The organism is Serratia sp. ID 25-353 (assembly GCF_054792795.1).
Genome location: NZ_CM139236.1, coordinates 4,892,326 through 4,916,790, shown reverse-complemented (window position 1 = coordinate 4,916,790; position 24,465 = coordinate 4,892,326). Strand labels below are relative to the sequence as shown.

Annotated in this window: 21 protein-coding genes and 2 tRNA genes; 16 read left to right on the top strand and 7 right to left on the bottom strand. The window is 60.5% G+C overall.

Annotated elements, in window-relative coordinates:
• Positions 1-56 precede the first annotated feature (56 nt).
• A tRNA-Asp gene (locus tag ACYF6X_RS23520) sits at positions 57-133 on the top strand.
• Between the two features lie 51 nt (positions 134-184).
• A tRNA-Trp gene (locus ACYF6X_RS23515) sits at positions 185-260 on the top strand.
• A gap of 260 nt (positions 261-520) precedes the next feature.
• Here ACYF6X_RS23515 and hdfR read toward each other — a convergent pair.
• The gene (gene hdfR, locus ACYF6X_RS23510; RefSeq protein WP_063990789.1) at positions 521-1,348 is read right to left on the bottom strand and encodes an HTH-type transcriptional regulator HdfR; all 828 of its coding nucleotides are present in this window, start codon (positions 1,346-1,348) and stop codon (positions 521-523) included.
• A gap of 119 nt (positions 1,349-1,467) precedes the next feature.
• On the opposite strand from hdfR, the gene ACYF6X_RS23505 reads away from it, so the two are divergent.
• Positions 1,468-1,806: a MaoP family protein gene (locus ACYF6X_RS23505; protein WP_004929946.1), complete on the top strand. Its 339-nt coding sequence runs from the start codon at positions 1,468-1,470 to the stop codon at positions 1,804-1,806.
• A gap of 27 nt (positions 1,807-1,833) precedes the next feature.
• On the opposite strand, the gene ACYF6X_RS23500 is transcribed toward ACYF6X_RS23505, so the two are convergent.
• On the bottom strand, positions 1,834-3,357 hold the full coding sequence (locus ACYF6X_RS23500; protein ID WP_107228014.1) for a YifB family Mg chelatase-like AAA ATPase: 1,524 nt from the start codon (positions 3,355-3,357) through the stop codon (positions 1,834-1,836).
• Between the two features lie 341 nt (positions 3,358-3,698).
• Between ACYF6X_RS23500 and ACYF6X_RS23495 the strand changes: the two genes are divergently transcribed.
• The 10 genes from ACYF6X_RS23495 (at position 3,699) to ACYF6X_RS23450 (ending at position 14,042) form a co-directional block, all read left to right on the top strand.
• Positions 3,699-4,931, top strand: a complete 1,233-nt coding sequence (locus ACYF6X_RS23495) for an MFS transporter (protein ID WP_063990791.1) — start codon at positions 3,699-3,701, stop codon at positions 4,929-4,931.
• 133 nt (positions 4,932-5,064) lie between these two features.
• On the top strand, positions 5,065-5,163 hold the full coding sequence (gene ilvL, locus ACYF6X_RS23490) for an ilv operon leader peptide (RefSeq protein WP_013814970.1): 99 nt from the start codon (positions 5,065-5,067) through the stop codon (positions 5,161-5,163).
• A gap of 142 nt (positions 5,164-5,305) precedes the next feature.
• On the top strand, positions 5,306-6,952 hold the full coding sequence (ilvG, locus tag ACYF6X_RS23485; protein ID WP_063990792.1) for an acetolactate synthase 2 catalytic subunit: 1,647 nt from the start codon (positions 5,306-5,308) through the stop codon (positions 6,950-6,952).
• Positions 6,949-7,206, top strand: coding sequence for an acetolactate synthase 2 small subunit (gene ilvM, locus ACYF6X_RS23480; RefSeq protein WP_130018744.1), 258 nt, complete (start codon positions 6,949-6,951; stop codon positions 7,204-7,206). The genes ilvG and ilvM overlap by 4 nt, the downstream gene beginning before the upstream one ends.
• Before the next feature lie 23 nt (positions 7,207-7,229).
• A complete protein-coding gene (locus ACYF6X_RS23475) occupies positions 7,230-8,156 on the top strand; it encodes a branched-chain amino acid transaminase (protein WP_033636413.1) in 927 nt (308 codons plus the stop codon).
• A 76-nt stretch (positions 8,157-8,232) separates the two neighbouring features.
• A complete protein-coding gene (gene ilvD / locus ACYF6X_RS23470) occupies positions 8,233-10,083 on the top strand; it encodes a dihydroxy-acid dehydratase (protein WP_033649965.1) in 1,851 nt (616 codons plus the stop codon).
• A 5-nt stretch (positions 10,084-10,088) separates the two neighbouring features.
• Positions 10,089-11,633: a threonine ammonia-lyase, biosynthetic gene (gene ilvA, locus ACYF6X_RS23465; RefSeq protein WP_033654502.1), complete on the top strand. Its 1,545-nt coding sequence runs from the start codon at positions 10,089-10,091 to the stop codon at positions 11,631-11,633.
• A gap of 112 nt (positions 11,634-11,745) precedes the next feature.
• Positions 11,746-12,741: a hypothetical protein gene (locus tag ACYF6X_RS23460; RefSeq protein ID WP_063990795.1), complete on the top strand. Its 996-nt coding sequence runs from the start codon at positions 11,746-11,748 to the stop codon at positions 12,739-12,741.
• The gene (locus ACYF6X_RS23455; RefSeq protein WP_063990796.1) at positions 12,741-13,319 is read left to right on the top strand and encodes a hypothetical protein; all 579 of its coding nucleotides are present in this window, start codon (positions 12,741-12,743) and stop codon (positions 13,317-13,319) included. Before ACYF6X_RS23460 ends, ACYF6X_RS23455 begins: the two co-directional genes overlap by 1 nt.
• A 21-nt stretch (positions 13,320-13,340) precedes the next feature.
• Positions 13,341-14,042: a DUF2461 domain-containing protein gene (locus tag ACYF6X_RS23450; RefSeq protein WP_063990797.1), complete on the top strand. Its 702-nt coding sequence runs from the start codon at positions 13,341-13,343 to the stop codon at positions 14,040-14,042.
• A 10-nt stretch (positions 14,043-14,052) separates the two neighbouring features.
• On the opposite strand, the gene ilvY is transcribed toward ACYF6X_RS23450, so the two are convergent.
• Positions 14,053-14,943, bottom strand: a complete 891-nt coding sequence (gene ilvY / locus ACYF6X_RS23445) for an HTH-type transcriptional activator IlvY (protein ID WP_063990808.1) — start codon at positions 14,941-14,943, stop codon at positions 14,053-14,055.
• A 168-nt stretch (positions 14,944-15,111) separates the two neighbouring features.
• On the opposite strand from ilvY, the gene ilvC reads away from it, so the two are divergent.
• Complete coding sequence (ilvC, locus tag ACYF6X_RS23440) at positions 15,112-16,587, top strand: ketol-acid reductoisomerase (protein ID WP_038874693.1); 1,476 nt, start codon at positions 15,112-15,114, stop codon at positions 16,585-16,587.
• A 48-nt stretch (positions 16,588-16,635) separates the two neighbouring features.
• Here the strand turns inward: ilvC and kdgK are convergent, their stop codons facing one another.
• Positions 16,636-17,571, bottom strand: a complete 936-nt coding sequence (gene kdgK, locus ACYF6X_RS23435; RefSeq protein WP_130018745.1) for a 2-dehydro-3-deoxygluconokinase — start codon at positions 17,569-17,571, stop codon at positions 16,636-16,638.
• A gap of 240 nt (positions 17,572-17,811) precedes the next feature.
• Between kdgK and pdeH the strand changes: the two genes are divergently transcribed.
• A complete protein-coding gene (gene pdeH / locus ACYF6X_RS23430; protein ID WP_130018746.1) occupies positions 17,812-18,603 on the top strand; it encodes a cyclic-guanylate-specific phosphodiesterase in 792 nt (263 codons plus the stop codon).
• Between the two features lie 90 nt (positions 18,604-18,693).
• Positions 18,694-20,733: an AsmA family protein gene (locus tag ACYF6X_RS23425; protein ID WP_063990800.1), complete on the top strand. Its 2,040-nt coding sequence runs from the start codon at positions 18,694-18,696 to the stop codon at positions 20,731-20,733.
• Here ACYF6X_RS23425 and ACYF6X_RS23420 read toward each other — a convergent pair whose 3' ends face one another.
• The 3 genes from ACYF6X_RS23420 to yhjD form a co-directional block, all read right to left on the bottom strand.
• Positions 20,734-21,501, bottom strand: a complete 768-nt coding sequence (locus tag ACYF6X_RS23420) for a CDP-diacylglycerol diphosphatase (protein ID WP_107228010.1) — start codon at positions 21,499-21,501, stop codon at positions 20,734-20,736.
• A gap of 102 nt (positions 21,502-21,603) precedes the next feature.
• Positions 21,604-22,926: an MFS transporter gene (locus ACYF6X_RS23415; RefSeq protein WP_063990802.1), complete on the bottom strand. Its 1,323-nt coding sequence runs from the start codon at positions 22,924-22,926 to the stop codon at positions 21,604-21,606.
• A gap of 328 nt (positions 22,927-23,254) precedes the next feature.
• Positions 23,255-24,274 (bottom strand): inner membrane protein YhjD, encoded by a 1,020-nt coding sequence (gene yhjD / locus ACYF6X_RS23410; protein ID WP_130018747.1) that lies wholly within the window; start codon positions 24,272-24,274, stop codon positions 23,255-23,257.
• Between the last annotated feature and the right edge of the window lie 191 nt (positions 24,275-24,465).

Below are 24,465 nucleotides of genomic sequence, written 5' to 3'. Positions count from 1 at the left end.
CAAATCGCAGAGCGCGAATTTGCCGGCATCGAGAGATGCGACGTAAAAGAATCGGTGGAGCGGTAGTTCAGTTGGTTAGAATACCTGCCTGTCACGCAGGGGGTCGCGGGTTCGAGCCCCGTCCGTTCCGCCACTTATTTAATTATGCCTGCTGATAAAGCAGGCATAATGTTAAGCGAGATTTAGGGGCGTAGCTCAGTTGGTAGAGCACCGGTCTCCAAAACCGGGTGTCGCGAGTTCGAGTCTCTCCGCCCCTGCCATATTAAGAACCCTTTGCGAAAGCAAAGGGTTTTTTTTTGCCTATTATTTCTCTTCTTTACCGTTTTGGAACAGATCTCATGGGCGCTATGTGCCGATGTTTACCCGATCCTGGTTGCTTCATGTTTCTCCGAACTCTGCCCTGCCGGCCTCCTGATTCTTATATCGTTTTGCATTATCTTCTCTCAGAAGGCGATGAGCGCGTTTTTGCGTGATAGACAGTCATTACCACGATGACGGCGTTTAAGGCCGTCATAACGCTTTAGGCTGCGGTATTTAAAGGTATTTTAAGTAATTGCCGAATCAAAGGCTGTTGATCGCTATTTTGCAACCAGACGGCATACAGCGGGCGGATAATCGGCGGGATCTCGGCGGCGGCCACCAGCTGTGGATACTCTTTTTCCCACTGGCTGGGCAGGAAAGCGCATCCGCCCGTGGTTTCCAACAGCTGACGCGTCAGGTGGGCAGAGGTGGTGGTAAGCACCGGTACGTTATCACCTTCCAACATGCGGTTTTCCTGTTGGTGGAAGTCGGCTCCCCATTCCAGCTTGATGTAGGGCATTGGGGCCTGTTTGTCACGATAAGCGGATGAGAACAGGCGTAATGAGAAATTGCTCAGCTGCTGGCTGGCCAACTCATCCATCTTCGGCGGTTCAGTGGTGATCAGTAAATCGAGCTGCCTTTCATGCAGTTGTTTTACCAAAGAGTGCCTTAATGCCACCCTGGCTTCTAGCTGCAGCGCCTCGCGTTGTTGATAGAGCGCTTGCAACCAGGGGGTCAGATAGGCCTCCCACAGCGAAGCGGTAGCGCCGATCGACAACTCGGTGTGTTGCAGCGAACGCACGACCTCCTTCTTCGCCAACTGCCAGGTGTTCATCAGGCTCTCGGCATAGGGCAGAAGCCGCTCGCCGGCAGGCGTCAGGCGGATATTATTGCGATGACGGGTAAATAAATTGGCGCCCAACTGGTTTTCTAACTGACGGATGCGGAAACTGACCGCGGATTGCGTTAAGTACAAAGATTCTGCGGCTCTGCCAAAGTGACGCGTTCTACTGACCTCCAAAAAGGTTTTCAGTAATTCGGTATCCACACCTATCTCCAAAAAAATTTGTCGTTAAGATTTAAATGTTTTGTTTTACACGCTGTCAAGCCTATCTAATACTCCGCGCCATAAACAGCACGGCCATAAGAGAATTAGGAGCGTGTCAGATGGCGGATAGCTTCACCACGACCAATCGTTTTTTTGATAATAAACATTACCCTCGCGGGTTCTCCCGTCACGGCGATTTCACCATTAAAGAGGCGCAATTGCTAGAGCGCTTCGGCTACGCGTTTAACGAGCTGGACTCGGGCAAACGCCAGCCAGCCACTGAAGAAGAACAGCTGTTCGTCGCAGTGTGCCGCGGTGAGCGCGAAGCGGCTACCGAGCAGGAAAAAGTATGGGCTAAATATCTGGCGCGCACACGTCGCCCGAAGAAATTCCATACTCTGTCCGGCGGTAAACCGCAGGCTGACGCTGTAGAAGATTACAGCGACAGCGAAGACTAAAGACGATGGGGCCTGCGGGCCCCATTTTCATTCCAGACTACGATGCAGTTGTAACAGCAACCGGTCCATACAGCGATAGCCCAGCGCTTCGCTGAGGTGGCATCTGTCGAGCTCAGCATCTCCCGCCAAATCCGCCAGCGTGCGCGCCACTTTCAAGATGCGCTGCCAGGCGCGAACCGATAACCCCAGCGCGTTTAATGTCGCTTCCAAAAACTCGGCGTCTGCCGCCTGCAGAACGCAATCTCGTTCCACTTCGCGGTTGCTCAACAGCGCGTTGACTTTACCGGCGCGTTCGAGCTGCCTGGCGCGTGCCTGTTGCACCCTTTTCCGCACTTGTTCGCTGCTTTCTCCATGCGTTTTCCGCTGACTGAGTGTACCCGGCGGCAACAGCGGGACTTCGATAGACAGATCGAAACGGTCGAGAAAAGGCCCTGACAGCCGGGCCAGATAGCGCAACACCTGCTGCGGTGAGGCGCGATTGTGCAACCCCTGATAATGCCCTGTCGGGCTGGGGTTCATTGCCGCGATTAGTTGTACTCTGGCGGGGAAACAGACCTTGGCGTTGGCGCGTGAAATCACGATCTCACCGGATTCCAACGGCTCACGCAGCGCATCCAGTACCTTACGCTCGAATTCCGGCAGTTCATCCAGAAACAGCACGCCGTTATGTGCCATCGAGATCTCACCCGGTCGCGGCAGTGAACCGCCGCCGACCAATGCCGCCATCGAGGCGCTGTGGTGCGGTGCGCGAAACGGCCTCTGGCGCCATGGTAGGGCAGCGGGAATGTGATGCTGCAAGCTGGCGACCGCCAGGCTTTCCAGCGCCTCATGCTCCGTGAGCGGTGGCAGTAGGCCCGTTAGGCGGCTGGCCAGCATGGTTTTACCGGTGCCGGGCGGCCCAATCAGCAATAGGTTATGCCCGCCGGCGGCGGCGATCTCCAGTGCCCGCTTGGCCTGCTCCTGGCCGATGATGTCGCGCAGATCGGCGCTGTCGCAGGCGGTGTCCGCAGCGGGAGGCGTGGCCGCCACCGGCAGTTCGCCCTGGCCGAGCAGAAAAGCGCAGACTTCCAACAGGTGCTGGGCGGTATGGGAGTGTGACTGCGCGATCAGGCCGACTTCGGCGGCGTTGTCCGTCGAGAGGATCAGTTGCCGCCCGGCATCAGCCGCCGCCAGCGCCGCCGGGATCGCGCCCCTGACCGCGCGCAGTGAGCCGGACAGCGCGAGCTCGCCAAGAAACTCGTAGCGCGCCAACGGTGCGAGGGGTAATTGCTCGGAGGCGGCGAGGATCGCCAGCGCTATCGGCAGATCGTAACGTCCGCCTTCTTTCGGCAGATCGGCGGGGGCCAAATTAACGGTGATGCGCCGGGCGGGAAAGGTGAAACCGTTGTTGATCAGGGCGCTGCGCACCCGATCGCGCGCCTCTTTTACCGTGGTTTCCGGCAGGCCGACCAGCGTCAGGCCGGGCAGGCCATTGCTGATATGCACCTCCACCGTCACGGAAGGGGCCTGAACGCCGATGATGGCGCGGCTATAGATTACCGCCAGTGACATGTCGCTCTCCTTGCTGAGGGCGACATGATGCGCGATTCATCCTGGCATTGCGCGACATTATTGGTGATTTTTCCATGAATTTCGCAGCCTAATCGCAGATTTTCATCTCAGTAAATGAGATTGTGCGAGCCGCCTCGCAACCTGCGGCAATACCCATTAACAATTCGCTGAAGGCTGCAACATATTAGCGGCCCATACGCATTGCAACCATAGGGTTAACGGGTGTATTTAACAATTGATTAAAAGAAAAATCACTTCTTTAACAAACCCCGACCGCCGCCGCATTCTGCCCGGCAGCCGCTAAACCTCCTGACTTCGTACTCTACGGTAGGGATAACACTATGTTTGGTTGGACCCCGCTGCAACGCAACGCGGCAATCGCCAGCTTTTCAAGCTGGACGCTCGACGCTTTCGATTTTTTCGTGTTGGTATTCTTACTTAGCGACATCGCGCAATCCTTTCACGTCGGCCTGGAACAGGTCACGCTGGCGATTCTGCTCACGCTGGCGGTGCGCCCGATCGGCGCGCTGATCTTCGGGCGTGCGGCGGAAAAATATGGCCGTAAGCCGATCCTGATGTTGAATATTGTCTTCTTCTCGGTGTTTGAGCTGCTCTCCGCCGCTGCGCCCTCGCTGACGGTCTTCTTGCTGTTGCGGGTGTTGTACGGCGTTGCGATGGGCGGCATCTGGGGCGTGGCGTCGTCGTTGGCGATGGAAACCATACCGGACCGCTCACGCGGCCTGATGTCGGGCATTTTCCAGGCCGGCTATCCGTTCGGTTATCTGCTGGCGGCGGTGGTGTACGGCCTGCTGTTCGAAACGGTCGGCTGGCGCGGAATGTTCGTTATCGGCGCGGCGCCGATCCTGCTGCTGCCGTTTATTTATTATTGCGTGCAGGAGTCGCCGGTGTGGCTGGCGGCGCGTGAACGCAAAGAAAGCACCGCCTTGCTGCCGGTATTGAAGAGCCACTGGAAGCTGTGCTGCTATCTGGTGCTGTTGATGGCGGCGTTCAATTTCTTCTCCCACGGCACACAGGATCTGTATCCGGTATTTTTGAAAGTTCAGCACGGTTTCGATCCAAAAACCGTCAGTATTATCGCTATTAGCTACAATATCGCGTCAATTATCGGCGGCGTCTTCTTCGGTTCATTATCGGAAAAGATCGGCCGCAAAAAAGCGATCATCATCGCCGCGTTGCTGGCGCTGCCGGTGATCCCGCTGTGGGCGTTTTCCAGCGGCTCACTGATGCTGGGGATCGGCGCTTTCCTGATGCAGTTCATGGTGCAGGGCGCTTGGGGCGTGATACCGACCTACCTGACCGAATTGGTGCCGGCCAACACGCGCGCGGTGCTGCCGGGGTTTGTGTACCAGCTGGGTAACCTCATCGCCTCGGTCAACGCCACGCTGCAGGCGACCATCGCCGAACATCATGGTCAGAACTATGGCCTGGCGATGGCGATCGTCGCCGGTTCGGTGGCGGTGGCGATCGCCCTGTTGGTGTTCTTCGGCAAGGATACGCGCGGCAAGGCGATCACCGACGCGGTGAAAAATCCGGACATGCGCGCCAACGTGTGAAATCCGGGCGATTCGCGTGAGGTATGACCAGATTGCGCCGAATAATAACGCAAAAAAAGTGTTGTCATGCCGCGCGCGACTATGGTACCTCTGTAAGCATTAGTTCTGAATGAGCACAGTGAACAAACCCATTATGAAAGCCTTTGCCCAAGTGATTAGCCTAGTCGTGATTAGCGTGGTGGTGATTATTATCCCACCGTGCGGGGCTGCACTTGGACGAAGAAAGGCTTAGCAAACAAGCCGGAATCGCAAGAGAACCCCCGCACCGTCAGGTCCGGGGGTTTTTTATTGGCAAGAGAAAAGTGGAGCAAGGGGCAGAGAATGAAAAACAGAACAAAATCCTGCGGTTGTCGAAGTAAGGCGGGAAAATAACTATGAATGGCGCTCAGTGGGTAGTTCAAGCGTTGCGTGCGCAGGGTGTGGATACCGTATTCGGCTATCCGGGTGGGGCAATCATGCCGGTGTACGATGCGCTGTACGACGGCGGAGTGGAACACCTGCTGTGCCGCCATGAACAGGGCGCCGCGATGGCAGCCATCGGCTACGCTCGCGCCACCGGCAAAGTTGGCGTTTGCATCGCCACTTCCGGCCCTGGCGCCACCAACCTGATCACTGGCCTGGCTGATGCGCTGCTCGATTCCGTTCCCGTTGTCGCCATCACCGGTCAGGTGGGTTCCGCGCTGATCGGCACCGATGCCTTTCAGGAGATCGATGTTCTCGGCCTGTCTCTGGCCTGCACCAAGCACAGCTTCCTGGTGGAGTCGCTGGACGCCTTGCCGGGCATCATGGCGGAAGCCTTTGCCATCGCTGCGGGCGGCCGTCCCGGCCCGGTGCTGATCGATATCCCGAAAGACATCCAGCTGGCGCAGGGCGACTTGCACCCGCATCTGATGCCGGTCGACGAAGCGCCGATGTTCCCGGCGACGGCGTTGGCAGAAGCGGCCGAGCTGCTGGCGCAGGCGCACAAACCGATGCTGTACGTCGGCGGCGGCGTGGGCATGGCGCAGGCGGTGCCGGCACTGCGTGAATTTATCGCCGTGACCCGTATGCCGAACGTCGCCACCCTGAAGGGACTGGGCGCGCCGGATGCGCAAGATCCGCTGTACCTCGGCATGTTGGGCATGCACGGTACCAAGGCTGCCAACCTGGCGGTACAGGCGTGCGATTTGCTGATTGCCGTCGGCGCGCGTTTCGATGATCGCGTGACCGGCAAACTGAACGCCTTCGCACCGCATGCCAAAGTGATCCACATGGATATCGACCCGGCGGAAATGAGCAAGCTGCGCCAGGCGCATGTCGCCCTGCAGGGCGATTTGAAAACGTTGCTGCCGGCGTTGCAGCGCCCGCTGAACATCGCCGCCTGGCAGCAGCAGGTGACGGCGCTGAAAGCCGAGCACGCCTGTCGCTACGATCACCCCGGCCAGCCGATCTACGCGCCGCTGTTCTTGCGCCAGCTGTCCGCCCGCAAGCCGGCCAACAGCGTGGTGACCACCGACGTGGGGCAGCACCAGATGTGGAGCGCGCAACACATGACGTTCGAACGCCCGGAGAATTTCATCACCTCCAGCGGCCTCGGCACCATGGGGTTCGGCGTGCCGGCGGCGGTAGGGGCCCAGATCGCGCGCCCGCAAGATACGGTGATCTGCGTCTCGGGCGATGGCTCCTTCATGATGAACGTGCAGGAGCTGGGCACCATCAAGCGCAAACAGCTGCCGCTGAAGATCGTGCTGCTGGACAACCAGCGCCTCGGAATGGTGCGTCAATGGCAGCAGCTGTTCTTCGACGGTCGCTACAGCGAAACCAACCTGTCCGATAACCCCGACTTCCTGATGCTGGCCGCCGCCTTCGGCATTCCCGGCCAGCGCATCAGCCGCAAGGATCAGGTGGAGGGCGCGCTCGAGGCGCTGTTCAACACCGAAGGCCCTTATCTGCTGCAGGTCTCTATCGACGAACTCGAAAACGTCTGGCCGCTGGTGCCGCCGGGCGCCGGCAACGAAACCATGTTGGAGGAAATATCATGATGCAGCATCAACTCTCGATCCAGGCGCGTTTTCGCCCCGAAATGTTAGAGCGCGTATTGCGGGTCGTGCGTCATCGCGGCTTTCAGGTTTGTGCTATGAATATGGTTTCCCCGGCCAACGCCGACAGCATCAATATCGAATTGACCGTTGCCAGCCCGCGTCCGGTCGCCCTGTTGTCATCTCAGTTAAGCAAACTGCTGGACGTCTCCTGCGTCGAGATCCTGCAGCCAACATCACAACAAATACGCGCCTGAGGCGCCGAGAAGGATAAATAACAATGACAAAGAAAGCCGATTACATTTGGTTCAATGGTGAGATGGTTCCTTGGGCCGAGGCCAAAGTGCACGTGATGTCGCACGCGCTGCATTATGGCACGTCGGTGTTTGAAGGCGTACGCTGCTACGACTCGCACTTGGGGCCGGTGGTATTCCGTCATCGCGAGCATATGCAGCGTCTGCACGATTCGGCGAAAATCTACCGTATGCCGGTTTCGCAAAGCGTCGATGAGCTGATGGAAGCCTGCCGCGCCACGCTGCGCAAGAACAACCTGGTCAGCGCGTATATTCGCCCGCTGGTGTTCGTCGGTGATGTTGGCATGGGCGTCAACCCGCCGGCCGGTTACAAAACGGACGTGATTATCGCGGCGTTTCCTTGGGGCGCTTATCTGGGTGAAGAGGCGCTGGATCAAGGCATCGACGCGATGGTCTCCTCCTGGCACCGCGTCGCACCAAACACGATCCCCACTGCGGCCAAGGCTGGCGGCAACTATCTTTCCTCTCTGCTGGTGGGCAGCGAAGCGCGTCGCCACGGCTATCAGGAAGGCATTGCGCTCGACGTCCACGGTTACATTTCCGAAGGGGCGGGCGAGAACCTGTTTGAAGTGAAAGACGGCGTGATTTACACCCCGCCGTTTACCTCTTCGGCGCTGCCGGGCATCACCCGCGACGCGATCATCAAGCTGGCGAAAGACATGGGCTTCGAAGTGCGTGAGCAGGTGCTGTCTCGCGAATCGCTGTACCTGGCCGACGAAGTGTTCATGTCCGGCACCGCGGCGGAAATCACGCCGGTGCGCAGCGTGGACGGCATTCAGGTCGGCATCGGCAAATGCGGCCCGGTGACCAAACAGATCCAACAGGCGTTCTTCGGCCTGTTCAGTGGCAAGACAGAAGACAAATACGGCTGGCTGGATCCGGTAAATCCGTAACGACAAGACAGACAGATAAGAATATCCAGGCGGTTCGTTCGCCGCCTGTCATAAATACATTTGGAGTGAAAAGAGCATGCCTAAGTACCGTTCCGCCACCACCACCCACGGCCGCAATATGGCGGGTGCCCGCGCATTGTGGCGCGCGACCGGGATGACCGACGCCGATTTCGGTAAGCCGATCATCGCCGTGGTCAACTCCTTTACCCAGTTCGTGCCGGGCCACGTGCATCTGCGCGATCTGGGCAAACTGGTCGCCGAACAGATCGAAGCCTCCGGCGGCGTGGCCAAAGAGTTCAACACCATCGCGGTGGATGACGGCATCGCCATGGGCCACGGCGGCATGCTCTATTCCCTGCCTTCGCGCGAGCTGATCGCCGACTCGGTCGAATACATGGTGAACGCCCACTGCGCCGACGCGATGGTGTGCATCTCCAACTGCGACAAAATCACCCCGGGCATGCTGATGGCGGCGTTGCGCCTGAATATTCCGGTGATCTTCGTCTCCGGCGGCCCGATGGAAGCCGGCAAAACCAAACTCTCCAACCAGATTATCAAACTGGATCTGGTGGACGCGATGATCCAGGGCGCTAACCCGAACGTCAGCGACGCCGACAGCGAGCAGATCGAGCGTTCCGCCTGCCCGACCTGCGGCTCCTGCTCCGGCATGTTCACCGCCAACTCGATGAACTGCCTGACTGAGGCGCTGGGCCTGTCGCAGCCGGGCAACGGCTCGCTGTTGGCCACTCATGCCGATCGCAAAGCGCTGTTCCTCAACGCCGGCAAGCGCATCGTCGAGCTGACCAAACGCTATTACGAGCAGGACGACGAGAGCGCGCTGCCGCGCAACATCGCCAACAAGGCGGCGTTTGAGAACGCCATGACGCTGGACATCGCCATGGGCGGCTCGACCAACACCGTGCTGCACCTGCTGGCTTCGGCGCAGGAAGGCGAGGTGGACTTCACCATGGAAGACATCGATCGCCTGTCGCGCAAAGTGCCGCATCTGTGCAAGGTGGCGCCGAGCACGCAGAAATACCATATGGAAGACGTGCACCGCGCCGGCGGCGTAATCGGCATCCTCGGCGAGCTGGATCGCGCCGGCTTGCTGAACCGCGAGGTGAACAACGTGCTGGGGCTGACTCTGCCGCAGACGCTGGAAGCCTACGACGTGATGCTGACCCGCGACGAAAGCGTCAAGAAAATGTACTCCGCCGGGCCGGCCGGTATCCGCACCACGCAGGCATTTTCGCAGGATTGCCGTTGGGATTCGCTGGACACCGACCGCAAAGAGGGTTGCATCCGTACCCGCGAGCACGCCTACAGTCAGGACGGCGGGTTGGCGGTGCTGTACGGCAACCTGGCGGAAAACGGCTGTATCGTCAAAACCGCCGGCGTAGACAAGGAAATCCTCACCTTCCGCGGCCCTGCCAAAGTCTATGAAAGCCAGGATGATGCGGTAGAAGCGATCCTCGGCGGCAAAGTGGTGGCGGGCGACGTGGTCGTTATCCGTTACGAAGGGCCGAAAGGCGGGCCGGGCATGCAGGAAATGCTTTACCCAACCACGTATCTGAAATCGATGGGGCTGGGCAAGGCGTGCGCGTTGATCACCGACGGGCGTTTCTCCGGCGGCACCTCCGGGCTGTCCATCGGCCACGCCTCGCCGGAGGCGGCCAACGGTGGCCTGATCGCCCTGGTGCAGGACGGCGACATGATCGCGATCGACATTCCTCATCGCGGCATCCAACTGGATGTCAGCGAGCAGGAGCTGGCGGCGCGGCATGAGGCGGAACTGGCGCGCGGCGATGCGGCCTGGACGCCGAAAAACCGTGAACGTCAGGTGTCCTTCGCGCTGCGCGCCTACGCCTCGTTGGCCACCAGCGCCGACAAAGGCGCTGTGCGCGACAAGAGCAAACTGGGGGGATAAGCAGCATGGCGGTCTCTCAACCCCTACCCAGCGCCCCCTGCGGCGCGGAATATCTGCGAGCGGTACTGCGCTCGCCGGTCTACGAGGTGGCGCAGGTCACCCCGTTGCAAGCCATGAGCAAAATTTCTTCGCGCCTCGGCAACACCATTTTGGTGAAGCGCGAAGATCGCCAGCCGGTGCACAGCTTCAAGCTGCGCGGGGCCTATGCGATGATCGCCGGGCTGGACGAAGAGCAGAAGGCGCGCGGCGTCGTAACGGCTTCGGCCGGCAACCACGCGCAGGGCGTCGCCTTCTCCGGTAAACGGCTGGGCATCAAAACGCTGATCGTGATGCCGGTGTCCACCGCGGACATCAAGGTGGATGCGGTGCGCGGTTTCGGCGGCGAAGTGCTGCTGCACGGCGCCAATTTCGACGAGGCGAAAGCGAAGGCGATCGAGCTTTCCCAACAGCAAGGAATGACCTTCGTGCCGCCGTTCGATCACCCGACGGTGATCGCCGGCCAGGGCACGTTGGCGATGGAGCTGCTGCAGCAAGACGCGCATCTTGATCGGGTCTTCGTGCCGGTCGGCGGCGGCGGCCTGGCTGCCGGGGTGGCGGTGCTGATCAAGCAACTGATGCCGCAGATCAAAGTGATTGGCGTCGAAGCGGAAGACTCCGCCTGCCTGCGCGCGGCGCTGGATGCCGGCCATCCGGTGGATCTGGCGCGCGTCGGGCTGTTCGCCGAAGGCGTGGCGGTGAAGCGCATCGGCGACGAAACCTTCCGCCTGTGCCGTGAGTATCTGGACGACGTGATCACCGTGGACAGCGACGCTATCTGCGCGGCGGTCAAAGATCTGTTCGAGGACGTGCGTGCGATTGCTGAACCTTCCGGCGCGCTGGCGCTGGCGGGGCTGAAAAAGTACGTCCAGCAGCACAACATTCAGGGTGAGCGTCTGGCGCACGTGCTGTCCGGTGCCAACCTCAACTTCCATGGGCTGCGCTACGTTTCCGAACGTTGCGAACTGGGCGAACAACGCGAAGCGCTGTTGGCGGTAACCATTCCGGAACAGCAGGGCAGCTTCCTCAAGTTCTGCCAGCTGCTGGGCGGCCGCTCGGTGACCGAATTCAACTACCGCTACGCCGATGCCGACAACGCCTGTATTTTTGTCGGTGTGCGCCTGACGCGTGGGCACGCCGAACGGCGGGAAATCATCGACGAGCTCAACGCTGACGGTTATCAGGTGGTGGATCTGTCGGATGACGAGATGGCCAAGCTGCACGTGCGCTACATGGTGGGCGGGCGTCCGTCGAAGCCGCTGCGTGAACGGCTGTACAGCTTTGAGTTTCCGGAGTCGCCGGGCGCGCTGCTGAAGTTCCTGCAGACGCTGGGTACGCACTGGAACATTTCGCTGTTCCACTATCGCAGCCACGGCACCGACTTCGGCCGGGTGCTGGCGGCCTTCGAACTGGCGCAAACCGAGCCGGAATTCGAGCGGCACCTGCAGGCGCTGGGCTACGATTGCCACGACGAAACCGACAACCCGGCGTTCCGCTTCTTTTTGCAGGGGTGAGTCGGATTGATAAGCAACCGTGACGCGTTAGTCAGTTTATGGGTTGCATGGTTGTGATTTTGTCGTGCATTTTTATACTGCCAAGACTTCTGACGTATAGGGATGCACGACAATGAAAACCGCTTTTTCTACGCCGTTCGGTTCCCCCGAAGACGATTTGACCAACGCCGAGTTTGCCCGCCTGTTGGGCAATACCGGCGTACAAGAATTCTATCGCGATATTAATCTGCAAGCCTTGCAGGACTCGCTGGACTGCAGCCTCGCCTTTCATGGGGTGGGCATTATTTTTTCCGACGGGCAGAACTCATTTTTAGTCCGCCCGACGCAGCACACCGGTTACTCGAACGCTTCGCAGGTTACCCACGTGGTCATCAGCAAAACGGTGGCTCATACTTCACGCGTTGCCGCGACCAATACGTTGTCGGAAGCGTTGAGCAAACCCAGCGTCAGCAAAGAGTTGGCCTCGGCCGCGCTGTCGTGCGGAACGCTGCTGGTATCGGTGTTTTTACTGGCGTCGGGCAGCGTCGCCGTGCCGTTTACCGGCGGCACCAGCTCGGCGGTGGCTTATCTGGGCTATGCCGGCATGGCCGCCAGCGCGTTGCAGTGCGGCAATGGGCTGTACCGCGTCAACAAGCTTTATGACGGGAAAGGCGATGAACTGGCTCAGCTCGACTCAGAACAGTGGTATATCGCCACCAGTACCGTGCTCGATGTGATCTCGCTGGCCAGTGCCGGGGCTGCCCTGAAGGAAGCGGCGATGACCTACCGCGCCATGCGCCGCATTTCGGCGCGCAAGGCGACGGAATGGCTGAAAAGCATGCCCCGTAGCGAAAGGAAGCGGCTGACCGAAAACATCATTCGGGCGGAAAATCCGGGAATTTCCAATAACGTCTTGAAAGAGATGGTGAAGAACGGCTTATACCCGAAGCGCTACCCGACGGAAGCGATCCAAAACGGGCTGCGCCAGCAATTGCATTCGGCGCTCAATAACTCATTGACGTTCGTGGGCAGCGGCATCAGCGGCACCCTGTCTGCGCCGGTGAATGTGAAAACCACCGGGCAGTATTTTGTGGGCATTATGCAGAAATTGCCGCAGATGGTGAGGTAATGGCGGACTGGATGATTAAACGCCTGATCGCGCAGGGCCGGGAGATGGAACGCCAAATCGCGGCGCGCGATCGCGCGCTTTTCGCCGGCGTGGATGCGCCGCTCGAGCAGCATTTCCTGACGCCGGGCCAGCGGCTGTCGCCGCCGGGCGTCGGCAATGTCATGTTGCTGATGGTATGCCTGACGCTGGGGCTGGCGGGCGTGATGGGCCTGGCCACGGACGTGGCGGCCGCCTGGAGCGGCAAGACTTCCGCCGCCGTTCTCATGTGCAGCGGCGCGATCGTGGCGGTGTGGATGACGTTGATCCTGTTCCAACTGGTGCAGGGTAAAAACAGCGGGGTGGTATTGTTGCAATATTACCTTGGCATGCTCGGCCTGTTTTGCCTTGGCGCCGTGGCGGCGTGGGCGGCGGGGATGACCGGCATCGCCACTGTCGCCATGCTGCTGGGGGGCGTGGTTGGCGGTGCGCTATTCAGCAACCGGGCGGCGTTCTATCTCTATGTCGCTTATTTTCGCACGCGTCGGCGCGTATTTATCAAACGCCGTTGGCAGAGAGAAGATCTGCGCAACACCCGATAAACCGTCAGAACGGAAAAACTTATGACGCAACCCTTCTCCGGCTTTAGCCAGCAGGGTCTGAATTTCCTGCAACAGGTGCGGATCGAGAACGATAAGGCGTGGTTCGATGGCAACCGCGACATCTACGATCGCGAGCTGCTGGCGCCGTTTCGCGCGCTGGTGGAGCAGCTGGCTCCCGGCATGCTGGCGATCGATCCGCTGTTCGAGACTCGCCCGGCTATCGGCAAAACGCTGTCGCGCATTCATCGCGATACGCGCTTTTCACATGACAAATCGCGCTACCGCAGCCGCATGTGGCTGACGTTCAAGCGCCCGAGCAAAGACTGGAAAGACGCGCCGGTCTACTTTTTCGAACTGGGGCCGGACATGCTGCGCTATGGGCTCGGCTACTACAGCGCCAACAAGCCGACCATGGATCTGTTCCGCCATACGCTGAGGCAGCGGCCGCAGCCTTTCCTTGAGGTGGCCGCCTGCTGCCGGCCGCCATTCGAGCTGGTGGGCGAAAGCTACAAGCGCCCGCTGGTTAAGGAGCAGGCGGCGGAGATCGCCACCTGGTACAACCGCAAATCGTTCGCGGTGATGGTGACTGACAGCGAAGTGGAAAAGCTGTTCAGCGCCGAACTGGCGCCGCTGCTGGCCGGGGCATTTTTGCAGCTTGAGCCGCTCTACCACTGGCTGATGCAGGTAGAGGCGATGAAGCAGGTCGATCCGGCGGACCTTTAAAAGCCCCGCGTTAGCGGGGATGCAGCAAGCGCCAAAAGGCATCGATCAGCGGATCGCTGAGGCGCTTTTTCTGGACGCAGACCCCCAGCTCGAACGGTTCGACCATCGAGATGTTATCCAGCTGCGAGATGCGGTTGCGTACCGGCTCTGGGCTGTTGTCCACCACCACGCTCGGGATCAGTGCGATGCCGCAGCCCAGAGCGACCATCGACACGATGGCTTCGTGGCCGCCGACGGTGGCGTAAATCAGCGGATTGCTGATGCGGTGGCGGCGGAACCACAGCTCGATGCGTTTTCGCGAAGGGCCGTGCTCCGGCAGGATGAACGGGATTTCGGTCCAGTCGGGCTTGTCGGCGAACGCCTGGCTGCGCACCGCGCAGGGCAGCGCCGGCGCGATCAGCACCAGCGGAATTTCGCCGATTTTGGTGAACGCCACGCTGGTGGGCAGCGTTTCCGGCCGGCCGGCTATGCCGAGATCGGCCTCGTTGGATTGCACCTTGTCGACCGCATCGGCGGCGTCGCCGGTGGTCAGCTTAATCTCAACCAGCGGGTGCTGAGCGCGGAAGCGATCGAGGATCGGCGGCAGGTGGCTGTACGCCGCGGTCACCGAGCAGAACAGCCGCAGTTCGCCGCTCAGCGAAGGGCCGTGCTGGCCGAGCGAGTGCTTCAGCTGCTGATACTGCAGCAGCGTTTGCTGGGCGAATTCTTTCAGCTGTTCGCCGGCGTCGGTCAGCTGCACGGTGCGGTTATCGCGCAGGAACAGCGGCTGCCCGAGGATCTCTTCCAGCCGCTGGATCTGGCGGGAGAGCGTCGACGGGCTGACGTGCATCGCCTTGGCGGTGCGCCCGAAGTGATGGCTTTCGGCCAGATGCAGGAACAGCTTTAAATCACGTAAATCCATATCGATGCGCTCGCAGTGAGAGTGTTGCAAAAATTGCAATATCACGTTCTCAATATATCAATTTAAGCAACGCATTTCCTGTTATACATTGAGTTTAACGAATCTCCGCACAGACAGGGCGGGGAATGAAAATAACAATGCAAGACAACATCAAACCGGAGTACCACCATGGCTAACTATTTCAACACATTGAACCTGCGTCAGCAGTTGGCGCAATTGGGTAAATGCCGCTTTATGGCGCGCGACGAATTTGCTGACGAAGCCGGCTACCTGAAAGGTAAAAAAGTGGTGATTGTCGGCTGTGGCGCCCAGGGTCTGAACCAGGGGCTGAACATGCGCGATTCCGGTCTGGACGTTGCCTATGCCCTGCGCAAAGAAGCGATCGACGAGAAGCGCGCTTCCTGGCGCAAGGCGACCGAAAACGGCTTTAAGGTCGGCACCTACGAAGACCTGATCCCGCAGGCGGATCTGGTGGTCAACCTGACCCCGGACAAGCAGCACTCTTCCGTGGTGCGTGCGGTGCAGCCGCTGATGAAAGACGGCGCTGCGCTGGGTTACTCCCACGGCTTCAACATCGTTGAAGTGGGTGAGCAGGTGCGTAAAGACATCACCGTGGTGATGGTCGCGCCGAAATGCCCGGGCACCGAAGTGCGCGAAGAGTACAAACGCGGCTTCGGCGTGCCGACCCTGATTGCGGTTCACCCGGAAAACGATCCGAAAGGCGAAGGCATGGCGATCGCCAAGGCCTGGGCGGCGGCGACCGGCGGCCACCGCGCCGGCGTGCTGGAGTCCTCCTTCGTCGCCGAAGTGAAATCCGACCTGATGGGCGAGCAGACCATTCTGTGCGGCATGCTGCAGGCGGGTTCGCTGCTGTGCTTCGACAAGCTGGTTGCTGAGGGAACCGATCCGGCTTACGCCGAGAAACTGATTCAGTTCGGCTGGGAAACCATCACCGAAGCGCTGAAGCAGGGCGGTATCACCCTGATGATGGATCGCCTGTCCAACCCGGCCAAGCTGCGTGCCTATGCGCTGTCCGAACAGCTGAAAACCATCATGGCGCCGCTGTTCCAGAAGCACATGGACGACATCATCTCCGGCGCTTTCTCGAGCGGCATGATGGCCGACTGGGCGGAAGACGATGTGAAATTGCTGACTTGGCGCGAAGAGACCGGCAAAACCGCGTTCGAGAATGCGCCGCAGTTTGAAGGAAAAATCAGCGAGCAAGAGTACTTCGATCACGGCGTGCTGATGGTGGCGATGGTGAAAGCGGGCGTTGAGCTGGCGTTCGAAACCATGGTCGATGCCGGCATCATCGAGGAGTCGGCTTACTACGAGTCGCTGCACGAGCTGCCGTTGATCGCCAACACCATTGCGCGTAAGCGTTTGTATGAAATGAACGTGGTCATCTCCGATACCGCAGAGTACGGCAACTACCTGTTCGCCAACGCGGCGGTGCCGTTGCTGAAGGACTTCATGACCACCCTGCAGGCGGGCGATTTGGGTAAAGCCGCGGCGGGTACGGCGGTGGACAACGCGCAGCTGCGCGACGTGAACGAAGCGGTGCGCAGCCACCCTATCGAAACCGTCGGCCGCAAACTGCGTGGCTACATGACCGACATGAAACGCATCGCCGTTGCGGGCTGATTTTCCGCAAGGCAAATAACAAAACGCCGGCTGCGATGCCGGCTTTTTTTATGCCTCCGGCATGACCGCGGCGGGAATGATGGCGCCGCGATGTTGGATCACCGTCGCGGCAAGCCGGTGGCCGCGCTGAGCCGCCTGCCGGGCGCTGCCGCCGTTCAGGCGTTCCGCCAGATAACCGGCGCTGAAAGAGTCGCCCGCCGCGGTGGTATCCACCACGCGCTCCGGCGGCAGCGTGATCGCCGGTACCTCAAGCCGCTCTCCCTCCACGCTGAATACCAGGCAGGCATCCGCGCCGCGTTTGATCACGATCTCACCGACGCCGAGCGCCTGCGTGCGTGCCACCGCCTGTTCAACCGGCTGTGCGCCCCACAGCAGCTCTTCGTCATCCAGCGTCAGGAAGGCGATGTCGGTGCAGGCCAGCACCTCACGGTAGGCCTGCTGCGTTTCCTCATGGCTGGGCCACAGGCGCGGGCGATAGTTGTTATCGAAGATAACCTGGCCGCCGTTGGCGCGGCAGCGGCGCAGCAGCGCCAGCAACTTCGCGCGGTCGGCAGGCGCGAGGATCGCCAGGCTAATGCCGCTGAGGTACAGATAATCGAACTGCGCCAGCCGGGCGCACAGTGCCTCGGCCTGGGGGCCCGCCAGCCAATACCGGGCGGCGGCGTCGTTGCGCCAGTAGTAAAAGGTGCGTTCGCCGGCGGCGTCGGTTTCGATCACGTACAGGCCTGGCAGTTTGTTTTCCAACTGCTGAATCAGCCCGGTCTCGATCTTCTCTTGCCGCCAGGCCTGCAGCATCTCGCCGCTGAAGCTGTCGGTGCCGAGTGCGGTGACGTAATGCACCTGCAGCGCCTGTTCCGGCATTTGGCGGGCGAGGTAGACGGCGGTGTTGAGGGTATCGCCGCCAAAGCCGCGCGTCAGCTGCGCGCCCTGCTGCGACAGTTCGATCATGCATTCGCCGATCACGGCGAGATTTCGGATAGACATCGTCAATAAGCCCTGGCTAAAGAAGAAGCAACAACCGCCAGTCTCCATGCAAGGTGGTGGGGCAGTCAATAAATTAAAACAGTGTTTTGATTTTTTATGATCGCGATCGGCCCATGCCAAAACAGGGTGAAGAAGAAACCGTGCGGCAATTCGTGCTTAAAGTTTTACGCGACGCGGCCGATAAGTTCGGTAAAGAAACAGCGGCAGCGCTCTCACTTCCCCGCCACGGCGATAGTACCGATGATAACCAACCTGATCTCGGGTCTGCTGGCGCCCTGTTTTGCCCTCTATGCCTGCGCCAAATCGCGGCGCTACTGGCGGCAATGCCGGCGCTTGTATACCTTCCAGCCGATTTATCGCACCAGCGGCGCGTTGCTGGCGGTGGAACTGCTGACGGCGGTATATCACCCGAATGAGCCGGACAAACGACAATCCCCCGAACAGTATTTCGCCTCGCTCGGCGTCGCACAGCGTTTACGGGTGATCCAGGAGCAGCTGGCGCTGTTGCAGCGCTGGCAGGCGTTGTTCATTCGCCACGCGGTGATGGTGTCAGTCAATATCGACGGTATGGCGCTGCAAGCGTTGCAGCGCCATACCGAGCTGCAACGGCAGATCGCCGAGATGTCCTATCTGCGCTTCGAGCTGGTGGAGCACGCCGAAACGGCGTCAAACCGCCCGTTGCAGCAGATTGTCGGCGGCGAACGGCTGTGGCTGGACGATTTCGGCAGCGGGCTGGCCAACTTCTCCGCCGTCGGCGCCTGGCGCTATCAATACATCAAGGTGGCGCGCGAGTTGTTCACCTTGCTTAAACAGTCTGAAGAGGGTGTACAGTTGCTCGGCACCCTGATCAAGATGATGAACCAGCACAGCGACGGGGTGATCGTTGAAGGCGTGGAAACCGAGCAGGAGTGGCGGCTGGTGCAGCGTTCCGGCGCGTTGGCTGCGCAGGGTTACTATCTTTCCCGCCCTGCGTGCTTTGAAACTCTGCACAGCGTACCGACGTTGTTCGCCGCGCCCGGCGCGCCGGCGTGAACTCCGGCCTATCCTCAGCTAGGCTTAAACGGGGCTGCTCATTCCTTTTCCTTTCATTCGGCAGCCCGGTTTATGTGCTGAGGGAGCCCTATGACAAGAACAGGAAAGGTTTTCAGCTGGCTTGGCGGCATTGTGCTGCTGGCGATCGTTGCGCTGGCGATCTTCATCGCTACCTTCGACTGGAATCGACTCAAACCCACCATCAACGACAAAGTGTCGGCCGAGCTGCGGCGGCCGTTCGCCATCCGCGGCGATCTGGGCGTCGACTGGTCGCGTAACCGGGATGAGGGCGGCTGGCGCGCCTGGGTGCCCTGGCCGCATATTCACGCCGAAGACGTGTGGCTGGGTAACCCGAAAAACATGCCCGGCGACAGTATGGTGACGCTGCAGCGCGTCGACGCCAGCATCGCACCGCTGGCGCTGCTGAGAAAAGAACTGCTGATCCCGCGCATCTGGCTCAAGCAGCCGAATGCGTCGTTGCAACGGCTGGCTAACGGCGACAACAACTGGACGTTTGACCTGGCCGCTGGCCAGGATCCGCAGCAACCGCCTTCCACTTGGTCGTTCACCGTTCATGACATCGTGTTCGACAAGGGGCAGATCGCTTTTAAAGACGCCACCCTGAAGGCGGATTTCCGCGCCGTCATCGACCCGCTCGGCAAACCGCTGCCGTTCAGTGAAGTGACCGGCAAACAGAGCGGCGGCAAGGCCGCCACCCCTGACTACGTCTTCGGTTGGCAGGTCAAGGGCAAATATAACGGCGAACCGCTGAGCGGCAGCGGCAAGATTGGCGGCATGCTGTCGCTGCAGAGCGCCGATTTGCCGTTCCCACTACAGGCCGACGTGCGCTCCGGCAGCACCCGGGTGGCGGTGGCGGGCACCTTGTCCGATCCGCTGAATCTCGGCGGCTTGGACGTGCAGCTGAAATTTTCCGGCGAAAGCCTGGGTAACCTCTATGGCTTGACCGGCGTGCTGCTGCCGAACACGCCGCCGTATGCGACCGATGGCCATCTGATTGCCCGCCTGCATCAGCCGGGCGGCGCCGTGTTCGAATATCAGAAATTCGACGGCAAAATCGGCGACAGCGACATTCACGGCGACTTGAAATACGTTGCTGGTAAACCGCGGCCGACGCTGAGCGGTGCGGTGAGCTCCCGGCAGCTGAGGTTGGCGGATCTGGCGCCGCTGATCGGCGCGGACTCCAACGCCGCCAAAGCCGGGCGCGGCGAGAAGAGCCGCCAGCCGGCGGATAAAGTGCTGCCGGTCGAACAGTTCGATACGCAAAGCTGGCGCAAGATGGATGCGGACGTGAAGTTTGCCGCCGCACGCATTGAACGCGGCAGCGATTTGCCGCTGAGCGATTTGGCCACGCACCTGAAGCTGAACAATGGCGAACTGCGCCTGGATCCGCTGCGCTTCGGCATGGCGGGCGGCAGCCTGAACGCCGTCGTGCGCCTCGACGGCGGCAAAAAGCCGATGCGTGGCCAGGTGGATATGCACGCGCGCAAACTCCAGCTCAAACAGCTGTTGCCGAACGTAGCGGCGATGAAGCGTAGCCTCGGGCAGATGAACGGCGACGCCAGGCTGGCGGGCAGCGGCAATTCGGTGGCCGAGCTGCTGGCGACCAGCAACGGCGACCTGCGCCTGTTGATCAATAACGGGGTGATCAGCCGTAGCCTGATGGAGATCCTTGGCCTGAACGTCGGCAACTATCTGGTGGCGCAACTGTTCGGCGACGACGTGGTGGGCATCAACTGCGCGGCGGCGGACGTCGGCATCCGCAGCGGCGTCGCCGCGCCGCGGCTGTTCGTGTTCGACACCGAGAACGCGGTGATCAACATCACCGGCAACACCAACCTCGCCACCGAACGGCTGGATTTATCCATCGATCCGGAAAGCAAGGGGATGCGCGTGCTGACCCTGCGTTCGCCGCTGTACGTGAAAGGCACCTTCAAGCACCCGGACGCCGGGGTGAAAGCCGGGCCGCTGATCGCGCGCGGCGCGGCGGCGGTAGCGTTGGGGGCGGTGCTGACGCCGGCGGCGGCGCTGCTGGCGCTGGTCTCGCCCAGTGAAGGCGGCGAGGAGAACCAGTGCGGGCAGATCCTGAGGGAGATGAAAGGCAAAAAATAATCAGGCGCGCGGCGGCGGCGTGAGCAGCCGGCAGTCGTGATCCTGGATCTCTTCCGCCGAGGCCAGGGTGAACGGCAGCAGGCTGCGCTCGGTCGCCAGCAGCAGGAAATCACCATCCGGCAGCGCGGTCATCGCCAGGCCGAAGCTGCCCATGCGCCCGTCGGCGCGCGGCAGGCCGGAGGCCAACAGGCGGAAGGCGCCCTGTTGTTCCAGCTCGGCGGGGGTCACCCGCCGTCCCAGATAATCATGCCCCAACAGACCACCGGGCAGCGGTTGCCATTGATCGATGAAATCGGGGCCGATCTGCGCCAGCCGCTGTTTGACCGCCGGCAACAGGCAGGAGATATGAATATGCAGCTGGTTTTGCGTGCGGCCATATTCCGAGTTGATCGCCAGTGAAATATCGCCGTCGTCAATCGGTTTGCCATAGCGTTCCGCCATCACGTGGCGCGCGCGCCAGGCCTGGGCGAAGAAATTCGGCGTGTCGGCGTCCAGCACCGCCGGGCTTTCTATCCCGGTGATTTTGGCGCTGGGCATCAGCAGGTATTGCAGCGGTCCGTTGCGATCTTTAAACACCACGAAGCCGGCCGGCACATCCACCTGCGCGCAGGGCGCCGGGTTGTCATGCGCTTGTTGATTGGGTAGACATTGCTGGCTGACGATGCGCCACAGCGCATCGGGATGGTCAGGTTTCAACCCGTAATAGAGCGCGATGGCGAGAGCCGCCAGCAGCGCAACGCAGATAAATACCCCACGACGCAGAGACATCGGCCGATCCTATTACCGAGATAAACATCCAGCATAGCCCGGTTTTATGACAGGAAACGAACAACGCGTGCGGCCCCCCGCAGTGAGGGGGGCCATAGGGGATCACAGCGACTGGTGGCGGGTTTCTTTCATCAGCAGCAGGGCCAGCAGCGTCAGCCCGGCCATTGCCGCCAGGTACATGCCGACGTAGAACAGCCCGTAATGGGCCGCCAGCCAGGTGGCGATATAAGGCGCCACGGACGCGCCGAGGATCGACGCGACGTTGTAGGAGAACGACGCGCCGGTATAGCGCACTTCGGTAGGGAACAGCTCCGGCAGCAGCGCGCCCATCGGGCCAAAGGTCAGCCCCATGATGCTCAGGCCGCACAGCAGGAAGCCCATCACCAGCGCCTGGTTGCCGGAACCGAGCAGGGTCGGGAACAGGAACGCGAAGCCGATCATCAACAGGGTAATGGCGATCATGGTCTTGCGGCGGCCGAACGCGTCCGCCAGCAGGCCGGCGATCGGCACCATCACGCCGAAACCGATCACCGCCACCATCAGCATCCACAGGAAGCTATTGCGGGAGTAGCCGAGGCCCAGCGGCTGCGGCGCGGTGCCGTAAGTCATCGAATACACCGTCATCAGATAAAACAGCGTGTAGGTCGCCAGCATGATGAAGGTGCCGAGGATGGTGGCTTTCAGATGCTTGCTCAGCAGCGTGCCGAGCGGCACTTTCACCTGTTTGCCGGCCTTGGCCGCTTTGGCGAACACCGGCGTTTCATGCAGCGATACCCGAACATACAGGCCAATCAGCACCAGCGCCGCGGAGAGGATGAACGGCACGCGCCAGCCCCATTCCATAAATTGCTGGTCGCTCAGCAGCCAGGAGAGCAGCAGGAAAGTGCCGTTGGCGAAGAAGAAGCCGATCGGCGCACCCAACTGGGGGAAAGAGCCGTACAGCGCGCGCTTTTTGGCCGGCGCGTTCTCCGTCGCCAGCAGGGCGGCACCGCCCCACTCACCGCCCAGCCCCAGGCCCTGGCCAAAGCGCGCCAGCGCCAGCAGGATAGGGGCGAAGATGCCGATGGTTTCATAGCTCGGCAGCAGGCCGATCAGCACGGTGGAAACCCCCATGGTCAGCAGCGAGGCGACCAGCGTCACCTTGCGCCCCACGCGATCGCCGAAGTGGCCGAACAGCGCTGAACCGATAGGGCGCGCGACAAAGGCGACGGCGAAGGTGGCCAGCGACTGCAGCGTCGCGGTGGTCGGGTCGCCCTGCGGGAAGAAAATATGCGGGAACACGATCACGGCCGCGGTGGCATAGATGTAAAAGTCGAAGAACTCGATGGCGGTGCCGACCAGTGAGGCGACGATGACTTTCCCGCGGGAGTTCACCGGTGTGGATGCCTCGTCGGCGTCGAGTGGGGGTGCGATGGTGGCTTGCATAATATTTCTTATTGTTGGAGGGGGTAAAAATCCATCTTAGTGACAGCATGCGGCGTTTTCAACGCGGGCGCTTTGGGCAATGCCGCGCCTAACCGGTTAAAAAGACTAATGTTTTACCAGAATTCTTTTCTGCAGCGTTAAACGTTGAGAAATGGCTTTCGTGCAGAGGGAATGGCTGAAAAAACGGCAAAGAAAAGTGATGGGGCAGTTTGTTATGCTGGTTTGCCGGATGGCTTACCGCACGATTCAGATGAATTGACTGGTTTTTTGGTTGTTAACCAGGGGAAAGTGCCGGTGTGTGCGATAACACCGGCACGATTGCATGGCTTCAGCGCGCCGGCGGCTCGCGTTCCGGCAACGCTTTGTCGCCTTTGTAGTCGGCGGTCGCGATCCAGGCGGCGCAAAACAGCGTCAAACGGGCGAAGAAGTAGAAGAACGCCATCAGTCCGATCACCGAACCGAAGGCCGCGCCGGAAGGCGACTTCGCTACCTGCGGCAGCGTCATCGTCATCACGAACTTGATCACCTCAAAGCCGATGGCGGCGAGCAAGGTGCCGCGCAGCAGCGCTTTTTTCTTCGGTTTGTGGCGCGGCAGCATCCAGAAAATCCACAGGAACAGCAGATAGTTGGCGAAAATCGAGATCGACAGCGCGATCAGCGTCAGCGCCGGCCGCAGCCATTCGATGCCGTCCAGCCCCAGCGCATTGACGATCGCCGCCTGCGCCGACCCGGCGACCGAAGTCAGCGACAGCGTAATGATCAGCGCGACCACCAGGCCGGTCAGCGAGATGAAGTCGCGGGTGTACTTGAAGTAGATTTTCTCCTGATCCTGCGGATTGCGCTCCCAGACATCGCGCGACTGCGCGCGGATCGCTTCACGCAGGTTGCCCATCCAGCTGATGCCGGAATAGAGCGCCAGCGCCAGACCGGTCAACCCCACGGTGGTGCGCTGCTGAATAGCGGTGTTGACGGTGTTCTTCAGCGTGCTGGCCAGCGTCGGATCGCTGATGCTGCCGACGATGCGGTTGATCAATCGGGCCAGCAGATCCGGATTGGAGGCCAGCACGAAGCCGGCGGCGGCGAACGACACCATCAGGATCGGGATCAGCGAGAGGAATGAAAAATAGGTGATGGCGGCGCCGAACTGGCTACCCAGCCGATCGTTAAAGCGTTCGGCCGCACGCAGCAGGTGCGCCACGCTCGGCCAGGCTTTGATGCGTTCAATCAGACGTGAAAAACCACCGATGCGGCGGTCGAGGGTCTCATGGCCGGTCTTGATGGCGATAAGCGGCTTCGGCGGCGTGTCTTGTGCGGGCTGGCGCTGTTCCTGGTCTGGTCCTGTAGGCATTACTTCACGATTTCCTTAACGTTAAACGGCATGTTTCAGCATTGATTATAGCCAAAGCCCCGCGGCGTTTTGAGCGCCGGAGCGGCAAACGGTTATTTTCCGAGCTTAGCGCGTTAGCGCCCGGCATGAAATGCCGGGGAGGGACCGATAGGTAAAATTCCTATGAAAACCGCGTGGCGCCTCGGTTTTTT

Excerpts from the sequence above, each read along its gene's own strand:
- ACYF6X_RS23495 (WP_063990791.1), top strand. The coding sequence starts at position 3,699 with ATGTTTGGTTGGACCCCGCTGCAACGCAACGCGGCAATCGCCAGCTTT.
- ACYF6X_RS23475 (WP_033636413.1), top strand. The coding sequence starts at position 7,230 with ATGACAAAGAAAGCCGATTACATTTGGTTCAATGGTGAGATGGTTCCT.
- ilvM (WP_130018744.1), top strand. The coding sequence starts at position 6,949 with ATGATGCAGCATCAACTCTCGATCCAGGCGCGTTTTCGCCCCGAAATG.
- ACYF6X_RS23500 (WP_107228014.1), bottom strand. The coding sequence starts at position 3,357 with ATGTCACTGGCGGTAATCTATAGCCGCGCCATCATCGGCGTTCAGGCC.
- ilvL (WP_013814970.1), top strand. The coding sequence starts at position 5,065 with ATGAAAGCCTTTGCCCAAGTGATTAGCCTAGTCGTGATTAGCGTGGTG.
- ilvY (WP_063990808.1), bottom strand. The coding sequence starts at position 14,943 with ATGGATTTACGTGATTTAAAGCTGTTCCTGCATCTGGCCGAAAGCCAT.
- ACYF6X_RS23460 (WP_063990795.1), top strand. The coding sequence starts at position 11,746 with ATGAAAACCGCTTTTTCTACGCCGTTCGGTTCCCCCGAAGACGATTTG.
- ilvD (WP_033649965.1), top strand. The coding sequence starts at position 8,233 with ATGCCTAAGTACCGTTCCGCCACCACCACCCACGGCCGCAATATGGCG.
- pdeH (WP_130018746.1), top strand. The coding sequence starts at position 17,812 with ATGATAACCAACCTGATCTCGGGTCTGCTGGCGCCCTGTTTTGCCCTC.
- ACYF6X_RS23455 (WP_063990796.1), top strand. The coding sequence starts at position 12,741 with ATGGCGGACTGGATGATTAAACGCCTGATCGCGCAGGGCCGGGAGATG.
- ilvA (WP_033654502.1), top strand. The coding sequence starts at position 10,089 with ATGGCGGTCTCTCAACCCCTACCCAGCGCCCCCTGCGGCGCGGAATAT.
- ilvC (WP_038874693.1), top strand. The coding sequence starts at position 15,112 with ATGGCTAACTATTTCAACACATTGAACCTGCGTCAGCAGTTGGCGCAA.
- ACYF6X_RS23420 (WP_107228010.1), bottom strand. The coding sequence starts at position 21,501 with ATGTCTCTGCGTCGTGGGGTATTTATCTGCGTTGCGCTGCTGGCGGCT.
- ilvG (WP_063990792.1), top strand. The coding sequence starts at position 5,306 with ATGAATGGCGCTCAGTGGGTAGTTCAAGCGTTGCGTGCGCAGGGTGTG.
- kdgK (WP_130018745.1), bottom strand. The coding sequence starts at position 17,571 with ATGTCTATCCGAAATCTCGCCGTGATCGGCGAATGCATGATCGAACTG.
- ACYF6X_RS23450 (WP_063990797.1), top strand. The coding sequence starts at position 13,341 with ATGACGCAACCCTTCTCCGGCTTTAGCCAGCAGGGTCTGAATTTCCTG.
- yhjD (WP_130018747.1), bottom strand. The coding sequence starts at position 24,274 with ATGCCTACAGGACCAGACCAGGAACAGCGCCAGCCCGCACAAGACACG.
- ACYF6X_RS23505 (WP_004929946.1), top strand. The coding sequence starts at position 1,468 with ATGGCGGATAGCTTCACCACGACCAATCGTTTTTTTGATAATAAACAT.
- ACYF6X_RS23415 (WP_063990802.1), bottom strand. The coding sequence starts at position 22,926 with ATGCAAGCCACCATCGCACCCCCACTCGACGCCGACGAGGCATCCACA.
- ACYF6X_RS23425 (WP_063990800.1), top strand. The coding sequence starts at position 18,694 with ATGACAAGAACAGGAAAGGTTTTCAGCTGGCTTGGCGGCATTGTGCTG.